Raw genomic sequence first — 12,601 nt, 5'->3', positions numbered from 1 at the left:
GGCGGATAATCTTTGTTATGTTATTTTTTAATTGATTTCAGCAACCGCCTGAGTGCGCGCCTATTGATATCAACGCGCTGTCGCAACCTGTCAGGCAATACAGCCTGACCTTTCTGCGCAAGATCACCAGTCTGCAACACCTCCCGAAAAAGTTTGTCCCATTCCCCGACACGCTGCGCAGGCCCATGGTTTTCGATCACATCCCTGCGGGCGGCCTGCCCAAGCGTCTTGCGCAAATCGGTATCTGCGACCAAATGCAATAGGGTCTCGTACCAATCCTCATCAGCGCAGATCATCCCGGTTTGCCCGTGTGAGATCGCCTCGGCATAGGTGTGCGTGGGGGATGCCACCGTCGGGACGCCAAACACACCTGCCTCGATGTATTTCAACTCGCTCCGGGCCTGCGCGAAAGGATCGCGATGCACCAACGGAACCAGGTTGATATCAACCTCACCCGGCATACTCAGAAATTGCGCATAAGGCACGAACTCACGGAACTCGAACCTGTCACCAAAGGACCGAAATGCCGGGTCGAATTGTAATTTACCCGCCAGCAGAAGACGGGTTTGCGGAAAGTCGCGCATGAGCTTCAGCAAGGCTTGCTGCACAACTGCAAAATCAGCGTCATGATGGCGTGAGCCACTAAAGTATCCCAGGGTCACATCGGCTGATCCGACAGGCCGCACGCGCTGTTTTGCCTGCGCAACCTCAATCAACTTGTCAGACAAGCCATTTTTCATGACCACGACATGCGGATGAAAGCGCGCCGCGATATCCCTGAGATACGTGGTGGAACAGATTACCGTGTCGCTCAGTTCCATCGCCTGACGATACCCTGCCACCATCAGGTCAGATTCCAATTCAGACGTGAAACGCGCGAGGTGCGCAGAGGCCGCCCCATCAAACAGAAGATCATCGACATCATAAACAACGCGACACTCCATCGCGCGCGCAAGTCTCATGGCCCGCAGCCCCATCGGGTCGGCCATCACCCGATGAAACACGATCGCTCTGCGGGCATGCGGCATGGTGCGATACACACATCCCACCGACGCTGACCATCCTGCATGCTCAAGATACCGAGCCGGTTGAACACAGCGCATTTCGGTGGTCCCATGGCCCGAAATCGGCAGCTTCGACAAGAACTGGATGTCCGGTATCATGCCTCAGATCTCCGCGAAGTCTGTAAGGTGCTTTTTCATGCGTGAGGTGACAACGGCCTCGTCAAAGACAGACTGCGCGCGCTCTTGTCCGGCCTGCCCCATGGCGACGCGCAACCTCCTGTTTCCCACCAAGTCGACAATGCGACCGGCCATGGCTGTCACATCTCCCTCGGGAACAAGAAAGCCCGTTGATCCATGCACCACCGTTTCGGAGAATCCGTTATGGTCCGTTGCGACCACCGGCAGGGCCGAGGCCATCGCCTCGACCAGAGAAATCCCCTGGCTTTCGGTGTCGCCGTTCGGCGCAACGATTGAATGCTGTACAAAGATATCAGCCGCACCAAGGGTCGCGCGCACAGTGTCATGATCGCAGGCCCCATGCAGAGTGACGCAATCACCCAATCCGTTCGCGGCCACGAATGCGGCGCAGTCGGACTTGAGCGGGCCGTCCCCGATCATGTCCAGACGCAGGTCAGGGCATACGCGGCGCGCCTGCACGAATGCCTGCAAGGTCAAAGCGGAGCCTTCTTTGGCGTCAACCTGCCAACAGCCACAAGGCGATTGCCCGCCCGGTCAGATGCCGCGCGAAAATCGGACGTGTATACGCCACAGGGGATCACCGTGATACGATCTTGCGGAATGCCCGCCCCCGCCACTGTGCCACGAAAATGCTGCGAGCCGCACAAGAACCCCGCGGCATCCCTTGCAAGCAAGCCATAGGCCGCACGGATATCGGCGCGCCTTGGCATGACCGTCGCATCATAGCCATGAAAGTTGACCACCAAGGGGATACCTTCGGCTTTGCATATTGCGCGCAGTGCCGCCCCGGTGGGTCCGAACTCCGCCAGCACCAAGCTCACATTGTGGGCCCGCAGAAAGGAAATCACCGCTTGCCACTGATGCCAAAACCGGCGCTCCGGCAAACCCATGTGCCCGTTTGCCCTTCAGCAGATACAGCTTGCGCATCAGGGGATTGTGCGGCTGAACCACGGAGAGAAACGGCAGATCCGTCGGGACCGCACCCTGCACAGCAAGACCAAGGCCCACAGTCCGTCCCGGTGCGATCTGGCGCATATGCTGGCGTACATATGTCTCGGCCGTTGCATTCGGATTCTGGGTGGCCACAAGAAGGGTCATGTGCCCCCCACAAGATCACGATCTGAACGGGCCGCGTCACAAAGCACGGTGTAAAGAGCATCACATCTAGCCTGGATCTCGGGTGAGAACCGCGGCTTGTGGCTGGTATCGCGTGCGGCAGGGCGTGTTTCCAAAGGATAGGATGCGGCGGACGCAGACAGGCCAGCACGCCCAAGCAGAACAGACAGCCACCGATCGGGCGCGCGTGTGAAATCGGCGTAGTCCGACAACAGGACACGAGGGTGTCCCGGCAAATCCAGGTCAACGACCAGTTGATTTCGCGCAAGCCAGAACAGCGCATACAGATTGCGCCAATGCGCCTCGCCTTCGGCTTCTGGTGCAAGCGCTTTCGCTTCGGCCTCGATCTCGTCCCACTGTCCGCGCAACGCCCATTGCCCGGAAAGATCGGTTTCCACGCGCTCGGATACTATGCGAAAATCGCCCTGCCATTTGCGGATCATCGAGTCGACGACACTGTTGGCATCCCGGAATATCCAGATCGCAGTGCTCTCCGGCCAGTCATTCAGGATGTCGACAATGGAATGCGAGGCCAGAAGCGAGCGTATCACCCAATAGGCCCCCGGTTGCTCTGCCAAAATATGCTGCATCGCAGCCCTGCCTTGCCAGACGGTGTGATCGGGCGTGACAGAAAGCGCGCTGAATTCTCCGAAAACCCTGCTGCGCGGATCGGCGCGAAACAAACGCTCTACATGGGTAGTGCCCGACCGCTGACATCCAAAGATAAAAATCGGACCGGCAGGTGTTTCCCGAAACTCTCTCAGGTGTTTTTCCTTGCGTGCCTCATGGGATTTCCACCGACGGGTTTCCAGACGTGAGGAAAGTGAATTTCTTATTCGCAAGGGCAACGCCGCGAGGGTCAATCTTTTGGCCTCAATCACTTGATTTCCTGCTGGGTATTCCACGATTCACCCTCGGTTGGCTACCGGATACGCCTCGCGCACCCAAGCATGGGACCCATTTTTGTCTCGCCTGGCCAAAGGGGCGATGTTTACAGGCGATCCCTCAAGTTCCAGAGAAAAGCCCGTTCAGCATCAATGCTGCAAAGGATGCATGGCCAAGGAGGGGCGCAACGCGCGGTAGATCGTCGGGATGTTAATACCCTTTAAGCAATTTTCCGGGGTCCGTCCTGCCAGTCAGGGCCACACGACACACGCACCGACCTTCGGAGGATACCATGGCATTGCTGACCTACAAACCCGCGCTCAGGGCGCTTGATTCGCAGGGCACTCCTGTACCCGGAGCGGTGCGCTATATCTTTTCAATGGCTTCGGAGCGGCCCAGCACGGCCTATTCAGACAGTCACCTGACCTATTCGCAGCCCTCGCAGCAAAAGGCCGACGACGGCGGTTGGTTCGGGCGGTGTTTTCTGCCAACCGGAAAATACCGCATCCGGATCGAGGACCGTTTCGGCACGACGTTGCTGGATGACGATGGCGTGCCGGTGGGGTCGTCCGTCACCGACACCCTGCAGGATATCCAGACCGCCTTTGACCTGCAGTCGGATCAGCTGTTGAGCTATCAAAGCATGAAAGGCCGTGAAGAGGTGGTCGCAGGCCAGCAGGTCAGGACCGCGGATGCGGCGCTGGCCTATCTGGTGGCTCCGACCGACGCGGTGGATCATCACCTGGCTACCGCCGGGGGCGTCAAGCTGTATGCCCTGCCCGACCGGCGCGGCGAGGTCAGCACGAAACAACTGGGCTGGCAGGACGGGGCCGACATCACGCAGGCGCTGACGCGGCTTCTTGCCGATGCCCCAGCCGATATCCGCATCCTGCGCTTTGACGGCTCTTACCGCCTCCGCGGCGGAGAATATGTCATTCCCGACACCATGGTCGAGCTGGTACTCGGACGATTACAAACGCCTGAACCACGGAGAAGAGGCGACCCGGTCGCTGATGATGATGGATGCCGTCCCGGCCGCCGCCGAGGGCAATGGCCTGCCGGTAAACCTCAAACGCGTGTTCCTGGCACCATCGGGCTTCACCGTGGGCGGGTTGCGTCTGGCCCATGATCGTCCGGTCGATGCCCGTACGCTGGTGAGCGGCAGCAACAAGGGGGCGTTCTTTTTCTGCGGCAACCGGGCGCGCGGCCTGTCGATCGACAAGTGCCGGTTCGATTTCGAGGGCGGGATCGGGATCGACATCCAGGCATCACCAAGCTGGCGCTTTACCCGCAACCATGCGGGACCGCAGAAATACCTGCTTTTCGTCAACGGGGCCTCGGATTTCGGTCTGTACGAGGGCAACGCCGGGCGGATGGGGTTCGTCGGACTCAAGATCAACGGCGTCGATTCACAGATCTTTGACGATTACATCAAGACCGCCCCTCTGGCCCGGCGCGGGCCGCGGTTCTGCACCGTCAGGGACAACCGCTTCATCAACGACACCCGCGACGGGCCGGATGGCACCGGGGGCTTTTACGGTTGGCTGTTCGAAGGCAATTACTTCGAGGTCGGGTTCGCCGGGATCGACATCAAGACGAGTTTCAGGAATGCTTCGGATCTTGGCTATTTCACCCGCGACTATTGCGGCGTGGTGATCCGCAACAACGTCTTTGTGGGCTGTGGGATTGTCTACACCACGAGTTGGAGCGAATCTGGCGTCGGCCTGCCCTATGACGAAGATTGGGCGGTGCGCGACATCGTTTGCGATGGCAACATCTACTGGCCCAGACTGGGCAAGAACACGGTTGCGCATTATTCGAAATCCACCCATCGCATCACATCGCAGAACGAGATCTTCCGTAGTTGGGAAGGCACACCTGCCGGCGACTGGGACGCCTCGACAGGCAGTTTCCCATCCGGTGCCGTCGCAAACAGCTTCTACACCGTATCCGTGGCCGGAACCGTGGACGGCATCAGCTTTGGCGTGAACCAGTCGGTATATGCGCGCATCGATGACGCGGCCACGGATACCTATGCGGGCAACTGGTTCAGAACCCCGAATGGCCATTCCCGGATCGGGATTCAGATGCTCAAGGTCGACGACAATTCCGCAGCCGGGATATTGCCCCGCAACATCCAGATGCAGGGGATCCGCTGGGACGCGCGCGGCAGCCCCACCATGCAGCTCAACGGCACATCCTATGTTCAGATCGGGGGGACGAATATCCAGATCACCGGCACGGTCCGGGCGCTGGACAAAACTGCCCACATGGTCGGTGACAGCGATGTCTTCGGGTTGGCCGGGGCCAGGAATGTCCGCTTTGACCTGGAATGCCACCACGAGGGCACACAGACGCGCGGTGCGTTGGTCATGGTGCAGGCCAATTCCCATGACATCTGGATCGACGGGCAATGCGAAAACCTGGCCGAGCTTGTCGTCGCCTGGGGGGCCACGATCGACGGGCTGCACCTGGGCAAGCGGTCGGGGCTGCGCCTGAGCGGGGTTGGCACGATCCTTGCGGGCGCTGGCGTGAACCGCAACGTGTTCAGCGGCGCGCTTGAAACCGGGGGCGGGCCTGTTCCAGACCATGCCGGAAAACCACGATCTCGGACGGCTGAACACCGGCAGCGGGCCGGTGGCCGTTCTGAACGGCACCACCCTGGCCCTCAGCCATGCCAACCATCGGATCGACACCCAGGCTCAGACCACCACCGGCGACCTGGAGATGCTGGTTGGCGGCCACCCCGGCGACCGGCTGGTGCTGCGCGCGCTGCATGCCGAGTCGTGCGGTGGTGGCGAAAGCGCGGTATCGGCAATCTGATCCTCCCCGAGGATCGGGCGCTGTCGGACCCCGAGGCCACGCTGATCGTGGAGAAACGGGGAACGGACTGGTACGAGGTCAGCTTCAGCCCCGCGTGATGCCCGTCCTTCCGGGTCGTGCGATCAGATCCCCCGATCTGCCAGCGCGGTCCGGTAAAGGCGCAGCACGATGGCCTCGTCGAACCTCTGTTCGGCCAACCGTCGGCTGGCGCGGCCCATGGCATCCCGATCCTGGGCCGTCATCTCGCACAGTCGCAACAGCTTGTCGCCCAGGTCTTCGGCATCGCGGGGCGCCACCAGATACCCGCTTTGCCCGTCAATCACCGTATCGCGGCAGCCGGGCGTGTCGGTGGTGACGATGGGACGGCCCATCGCCGCGGCCTCGATCAGGGCGCGCGGGGTCCCTTCAAGGTAATAGCTGGGCAGAACCACCGCATCCGCCGCCGCAATCTCGGGGCGGATGTCGGGGACGGTTCCGGGGTGCTCCAGCCATCCTGACCCCTGCCAGGCCCGCAGGTCGGCGGCGGAGATATAGTCAGGACCATCTTCATGCGCCCCCAGGATGCGAAACCGCGCGCGCGGGAACTGCGCCTGCACACGGGCCGCCGCCCGGGCGTATTCCGCCACACCCTTGTCCTTCAACAGCCGTGCCACCATCAGGAAAACCGGCGCGTCATCCGCCCCCGGCAGCGGGACTGCGGCAAAGGCCGTCAGATCGACGCCCGAGCCGGGCAGCAGCGCGGCCTGTTCAGCCCGGCCAATGCCACGCGCCAGGAAAAACGCGCGGTCCTCGGGGTTCTGATAAAACACCGTCGCCGCCCGGCCAAAGGCCAGCCGGTAGGCCATCACCACCATTCGCACCAGCAGTGGCGATTGTGAAAACACCGCCCCGCGCCCGCTGACATTCGGCAAAAATGGAATGCCCAGAAAGCGGCAGGCGATCCCGGCATAGATGTTGTTCTTGATGGTGAAGCTCAGCACCGCATCGGGCCGCAGGCGGCGCAGGCTCCGGGCAAGCCCGGCCAGGACCAAAGCCTCGGTATGGGGCGCGCGGCCCCGGCGGGACATCTCGATGGGCATGAAATCGCACCCCAGGGCGGTCAGCTTCGGCACAGTCTCGTCCCGCGGCGCCAGCAGGGTCACGCGGTGGCCCTCGGCCAGCAGCATCCGGATGATGCCGGTGCGGTAGTTCCACAGGTTCCAGGCCGCGTTGACCGTGATGACGATGTGCTTGCCGCTCATGCCCGCGCGACCTCGCGGTAGATCGCGGCCATCTGCGCCGCCGTGCGCGCCCATGTGAACCCTTCGGCACGCGCCCGACCCGCCACGCGCAACCGATCGGCCAGGGCTGTATTCTGCGCCAGTGTCACGATGGCCCTGGCAATGGCATCCGTGTCGCCCGGATCGACCAGCAGCGCGGCATCCCCCGCCACCTCGGGCAGTGACGACCGATCCGAAGTGATGACCGGCGCACCGCCCGCCATCGCCTCAAGCAGGGTCAGCCCGAAACCTTCGTAGAACGAGGGATGCAGATACATCGCGGCCCGGCGATACAGCGCGCGCAGCGCCGCATCCGAGACATAGCCCACCAGGTGCACACGCGCGCGCAGATCGTCATCGTCCAGCAGGGCGGTGATCTGCGCCATGTCCCAGCCATCGCCACCAGTGACGACCAGGTGATGGGGGATCTCGCGCAGCGCGATCTTCAGCGCGGCCATCACGCCCTGCACGTTCTTGCGCGGGCTGATCTTGCCCGCGGTCAGGATAAAGGGCGTGTCGGCCGGTGGCAGGGTCATGCCCTGCAACGCCTGCGCGCCGGGATCATCGAAGAACTGCGGCGCGACACCCGAATGCACCACCCGCAGCCGGTCGCCCACCGCGTCGCCATGCAGCGCGCGCACCTCGGCGGCGGTGGCATGGCTGATGCAGACGATGGCGGCCGCATGATCCACCGCCTGTTGCAGCGCCGCCCGCATCAGCCAGGGCGGTTGTTGCTGAAATACTGCGGATGGGTCAGCGGACCCAGATCGTGCACGGTGACGACCAGCGGTTTGCCCGTGGCCACCGGGTATCCCATGGCAACCCCATGAACCACATCCACCGGCGCGGGCAGCATCCATTCCACGCGCGGCGCCCGAAGAAAGGTCCAGCCCCAGGCCGTGCCCCGCCGCCCCGTGGGCAACAGCCGCAGCCCGGTGTCACGTTTCAGATTGGCCAACCGATCCGGCGGCAATGACGACCACCCCGCCACCGGGGTCACCGACAGCCCGTCCTGCCCCGCCAGAGCAACCTGCAAGTCCCGCGCATAGCGCGCCAGCCCATGCCCCTGCGCATCGGCGAACTGGTTGGCAAAATAGGCGATGGCGGTCATGTGTTAATGACTCCTGATGCCGAACCGTGTCCGGCCCAGCAGTCGGTTCCAGCCTTTGCGCAACCGCGCCCGCAGGCCACCGGGCAGGAACCAGCCTGCAAGCGCATACCAGTTGTCGGGCGCAACCGGCCAGCAGGTAACGGCGACGATATAATGCCCCAATGCCCGGCCACGGTGCCCCATGTAGTGCAGATGCACCCGGCCGGCACGACGGTGATAGGCGGCGCGCGCCGCCAACCGCAAGGTCAGTGGTTGGGCTGCCAGCAGCGCGTGGTTCTTGGCCCGGATCGCCGCATAGGAGCGCAGCTCGCGCGTGGGATCACTGGCCGTGCGCGGCCCGTCGTGGTGACGCAACTGCATCAGCGGCGCATCGACCGCACCCAACCGGGTCACAGCGGCCACCCGTATCCACAGATCCCAATCCTGACGCGCGCGCAGGTCTTCGTCGAATCCTCCCACCTGGCGCAACACGTCCCGCGCGATGATCCAGGCCGAGGTCGGCGCGGTTTCATCCCGCACCAGCAATCGGCCCAGCATGTCGGGCGTCGGCATTTGTATCGGTGGCACCTGCAGCACTGCCCCGGTCCTGGCGTCGGTTTCCTCCAACCCGCAGTAGACCGCACCGATCCTACCACCGCCTGTCAGCAGCGCCATCTGCCGCGCGGTCTTGTCCGGCGACCATGTGTCGTCGCTGTCCAGAAATGCCACGTAATCGCCCCGCGCCTCGGTGATACCGCGATTGCGCGCCGCGTTGCCGCCCGCGTTTTCCTGCCGAGACATGGCGCAGCGGAACCACCGGATGCGCTGCGGCCCACTTCGCCACCACATCCCCTGTCCCATCGGTCGAACCATCATCAGCCACCACGATCTCGAGCGGTCGCCATGTTTGCGCCGCAACACTGTCCAGCGCGTCACGGATCAGGTGCGCGCGCTGCCATGTCGGGATGACCACCGTGACCATCAGGAGGTCTGTCATCGCTCCTCCCCCTCCTCCGCATCACAGCGTTCTTCCAGCTCCGCACGTGGAATGGCGTTCTGGCGGTCCCAGGCAAGAGCCTGCGCGCGAAAGATGGCGGTGGCCGAATGCATGGCCGCGATCAGGCCTGGCACACCATCGCGCAGCCCCTGTTGGGCAATGTATTTCTTCAGAAATTCGCGCGCCGGGCGCCACCACAGGTCGCGCGCGCGCACGCGGCCAAGGGCGGCGATGCGGTCAGCCTCGATCGCGGTGTACTCGCGCACTCTTGTCAAAGCGCTGGATCAGGTCGAAATCGTTCAGATGATGCATCGGCCCGGCCATCTGCCCGGTCATGGCATCTCCGCCGTCGATCACGCAGGCCTCGTGCAGGCGCCCCTCGAACCGATGCGCCCCGCGCCGGGCGATCTGCGGTCGGTTCCAGGTGTTCCAGCCGCCATGACGCATGGGCCGATGCATGAAGTAATTCAGCCGCCGGTAACGATAGGCATTGAGCCGACTGCCCGGCAGGGTCGTCCGGATCTCGGCCGCCAACCCGGGCGACAGCCGCTCGTCGCAATCCATGTTCAGCACCCAGTCGCCCGTGGCCACCGCGATCCCGGCATTGCGCTGCACGGCAAAGCCACCCTCATCCATCCGGCGCGCGATCAGATGCACATGCGCGCCGGCCGCTTGCGCGATCCGCACCGTGTCATCCTGTGATCCGTCATCGACGATCACCACCTCATCCGCGATCCGGCCCACATTGGCCAGAAAGCCGGGCAGGTTGCGCTGCTCGTTGCGGGTGATGACCACGGCGCTGATCATGGGGCACGTCATGCCCGGCCAGCCCTGTTCTGCCGCGCGCGCATCCGCATCGGGCGGATCACCCGGTCGCGCAGGCGGTTGCGGCGGGTGCGCAGAAACTGGATCACCCCCGGTCGGCTGGGGCGATAGGCCTGCGTGGCCTGCGGCTTGGGGTTCTCCAACTCGTCCTCGGTATACCCCAGCGCCATCGCAACCTGCCGCGCGCTGTCGTCCAGTTGCAAGCCGTAATCGGGATCATCCAGCCAGCGGTTCTGGGTTCGATCGCTGACCTCGGCCCCCATGGCCGGATCGGGGGGCAGACCGACGAAACGGCAGACATCGGCAAAACGCGCGCCCGGATCGGCAATGATATCCTCATGCCGCAGGATCATCAGGTCGTCCGGTTCCAGCATCGCACGCAGCGCCAGCAAGTTGCGATAGATCTCGACCCAGCCGATCTGGCGGGTGTCGGGGGCCGAGCCGAACAGCCGCTCCGACGAATGCATCACCGCCAGCGGGTTGCGCACCAGCCCGATCAGCTTTACCCGGAAAGATGTGCGCGCACGCCAGTCCAGCAGCAGCGACAGGGCGGCCCAATGCGCCAGAACCTGCGGCGATTTTTCAAAGAACACCGGCGCGGCATGGGCGGCACACAGCGCCTCCCAGCCGTCATGGATCAGGCGGCGATCGCCTGCCGGGGGCGCGAAATCCGGCAGGTTGCCCTGAATCGTGTCAATCATGTAGGTGCGCGCATTGCGCGGCGGGCCGTAATTGGCATAGGGGCTGGCCCCTGCAAACAACCGCGCGGGCCGCTCCAGCATCACCGCGGCCTTCAGCCAGTGGTGACTTTCCAGATAGGTGTGCGAGCTGTAGCCCAACCCCTGCACATCCGGATGCCGCAGGACCTCGGTCTGGAATATGGTCGACCCCGAGCGCTTGCCGGAGAGCAGGATGACGACGGTGGGGGATGGCTGGGTCATGTCTGCAAATAGCTTTCTCGATAAGCGCGGTTAGACCCGGTTTGACCTGCAAGGGCAACCCTTGCACCCGGTTCTGCGGTCATGATGCAGCGGGCATTCGAGGATGAGAGGGACGATTAGGCATAGTAAGGTTATGGGTACGGTTTGGCTGCCTGCGCGAAAGGCGCGGCACGCAACGACACAATCAGCGACAACATCAAAAAATACATCATCACGGTGCGCGGATGGTTGGCCAGGCCGGGTGCGAAAGCGGCCAGCGTAAAGATCGGCATATAGGCCAGCAGCAGCGCCTGCGGCCAGTGCTGACCGGGATGACCCCGCCAGACCTTGCGCTGCCGGTTCAGGAACCGCACGGCGGCAAGGATCAGAAACAGGAACAGGAAGGTCCAGATCATGCCATGGGCGTAGTATCCCGCCCCCAGCAGCGAATGGTTGGCCGCCACCTCCTGTTCGCCGATGCCCAGACGATCCAGTGCCAACCCCTCACCGAACAGCAGGAATTGCGGGTTCTCCAACACATGGGCAAACGGCTCGATATAGGAATACAGCCGGTCGGTTTCACGCACATCCGCAACGGGGTTCTCGATCACGGCGGCAAACCTGTTCACGTATCGGTCAAAGAAAAAAATCGTCGACCCAACTCCGACCACCGCCACAACCGCCACCGAATACAGGATCGGCTGGATGATGTTGCGGCGCAGGCGTCCGCCGGGCAGCACCAGCACCGCCAGCACCACCAGAACCGCCCCCGCCAGGGCCCCGCGTGAATAGGACAGCACGACCCCCATCGGCGCCAGCAGCACCGCGGCATAGCTGATCCCCCGCCAGAGCGGGGACAGGTGAAAATCGCCCGATCGCAGATAGGCCACCAGCGGCCAGGCGATCGAGGCATAGGTCGCTCCGATGATCGACACCCCCACCAGCGTACGCCCCCGCGCCCCGGCATCGCCATCGACCTCATACAGGTAGCTGCTCAACACCTGGTCGCTGGCCGGGTCCAGCATCGGGATGGAAAATACCGTCGTCATGGCGATCCGCCGCGTCATCGGCAGCGAGGTCAGGATCATCAGCCCGGCGTTGATCAGCAACGCGACGGCAACCGCCTTGAGCACCAGTTCGATATCCGCCGGGCTGCGCACCATCAAGGGCACCGCCAGCAGGATCGCATGGGCCAGGAAAAACCGCGTCGTCAGATAGATCGCATCGATCGGCCGCCCGCCATACAGGATCGCCGCCAGTTCGCTGATCACGCACAGGAACACCATCACCACCACGATCATGCGGAACGGATAGCGGACCCTGCGGGCGGCATTGCCCATATATGAGGCATGGACAAGGATCAGCGCCGCCACCATGTCGATGGCATAGACCGGGACCGGCCCGACGCGGATATTTGCCCGCGGCATGGCAAAGATCAGGAACGCCAGCAGCGCGACCAGTCCTATTCCCTTGGTGCGCTGCAT

General features: G+C 63.2%; 12 protein-coding genes and 2 pseudogenes. 1 reads left to right on the top strand and 13 read right to left on the bottom strand.

The features are described 5' to 3' along the window. Window positions 1-20: 20 nt before the first annotated feature. The 4 genes and pseudogenes from ACQ651_RS20610 to ACQ651_RS20595 all read right to left on the bottom strand — a co-directional run bounded on the left by ACQ651_RS20610 (window position 21) and on the right by ACQ651_RS20595 (window position 3,223). Entirely contained in the window at window positions 21-1,163 is a 1,143-nt protein-coding gene (locus ACQ651_RS20610; protein ID WP_430450420.1) for a glycosyltransferase family protein, read from the bottom strand. 3 nt (window positions 1,164-1,166) lie between these two features. Beyond that, a pseudogene (locus ACQ651_RS20605) lies at window positions 1,167-1,682 on the bottom strand (glycosyltransferase); the annotation flags it as partial. Then, window positions 1,676-2,092, bottom strand: coding sequence for a glycosyltransferase (locus ACQ651_RS20600; RefSeq protein ID WP_430450419.1), 417 nt, complete (start codon window positions 2,090-2,092; stop codon window positions 1,676-1,678). The pseudogene ACQ651_RS20605 and the gene ACQ651_RS20600, both read right to left, overlap by 7 nt. Window positions 2,093-2,296: 204 nt before the next feature. Then, the gene (locus ACQ651_RS20595; protein ID WP_430450418.1) at window positions 2,297-3,223 is read right to left on the bottom strand and encodes a sulfotransferase; all 927 of its coding nucleotides are present in this window, start codon (window positions 3,221-3,223) and stop codon (window positions 2,297-2,299) included. A 909-nt stretch (window positions 3,224-4,132) separates the two neighbouring features. Between ACQ651_RS20595 and ACQ651_RS20590 the strand changes: the two genes are divergently transcribed. Next, a complete protein-coding gene (locus ACQ651_RS20590) occupies window positions 4,133-6,124 on the top strand; it encodes a hypothetical protein (RefSeq protein WP_430450417.1) in 1,992 nt (663 codons plus the stop codon). Between the two features lie 24 nt (window positions 6,125-6,148). Here the strand turns inward: ACQ651_RS20590 and ACQ651_RS20585 are convergent, their stop codons facing one another. The 9 genes and pseudogenes from ACQ651_RS20585 to ACQ651_RS20545 form a co-directional block, all read right to left on the bottom strand. Beyond that, window positions 6,149-7,267: a glycosyltransferase family 4 protein gene (locus ACQ651_RS20585; protein WP_430450416.1), complete on the bottom strand. Its 1,119-nt coding sequence runs from the start codon at window positions 7,265-7,267 to the stop codon at window positions 6,149-6,151. Continuing rightward, window positions 7,264-8,001, bottom strand: coding sequence for a glycosyltransferase family 4 protein (locus tag ACQ651_RS20580; protein WP_430450415.1), 738 nt, complete (start codon window positions 7,999-8,001; stop codon window positions 7,264-7,266). Before ACQ651_RS20580 ends, ACQ651_RS20585 begins: the two co-directional genes overlap by 4 nt. After that, window positions 8,001-8,396 (bottom strand): hypothetical protein, encoded by a 396-nt coding sequence (locus tag ACQ651_RS20575; protein WP_430450414.1) that lies wholly within the window; start codon window positions 8,394-8,396, stop codon window positions 8,001-8,003. The genes ACQ651_RS20580 and ACQ651_RS20575 overlap by 1 nt, the downstream gene beginning before the upstream one ends. 3 nt (window positions 8,397-8,399) lie before the next feature. After that, on the bottom strand, window positions 8,400-9,176 hold the full coding sequence (locus ACQ651_RS20570; protein ID WP_430450413.1) for a glycosyltransferase family A protein: 777 nt from the start codon (window positions 9,174-9,176) through the stop codon (window positions 8,400-8,402). Between the two features lie 37 nt (window positions 9,177-9,213). After that, a pseudogene (locus ACQ651_RS20565) lies at window positions 9,214-9,357 on the bottom strand (glycosyltransferase family 2 protein); the annotation flags it as partial. 11 nt (window positions 9,358-9,368) lie between these two features. Next, complete coding sequence (locus tag ACQ651_RS20560) at window positions 9,369-9,638, bottom strand: hypothetical protein (protein ID WP_430450412.1); 270 nt, start codon at window positions 9,636-9,638, stop codon at window positions 9,369-9,371. Then, entirely contained in the window at window positions 9,610-10,179 is a 570-nt protein-coding gene (locus ACQ651_RS20555) for a glycosyltransferase family 2 protein (RefSeq protein ID WP_430450411.1), read from the bottom strand. Before ACQ651_RS20555 ends, ACQ651_RS20560 begins: the two co-directional genes overlap by 29 nt. An 8-nt stretch (window positions 10,180-10,187) precedes the next feature. Further along, the gene (locus tag ACQ651_RS20550) at window positions 10,188-11,138 is read right to left on the bottom strand and encodes a sulfotransferase (protein ID WP_430450410.1); all 951 of its coding nucleotides are present in this window, start codon (window positions 11,136-11,138) and stop codon (window positions 10,188-10,190) included. 131 nt (window positions 11,139-11,269) lie between these two features. Next, window positions 11,270-12,601, bottom strand: a complete 1,332-nt coding sequence (locus ACQ651_RS20545) for a hypothetical protein (RefSeq protein WP_430450409.1) — start codon at window positions 12,599-12,601, stop codon at window positions 11,270-11,272.

Origin of the sequence: Rhodophyticola sp. (assembly GCF_965284195.1) — a bacterium.
In the GTDB taxonomy this organism is placed as follows: domain Bacteria; phylum Pseudomonadota; class Alphaproteobacteria; order Rhodobacterales; family Rhodobacteraceae; genus Rhodophyticola.
This window is presented reverse-complemented; position numbering and strand designations above follow the sequence as displayed.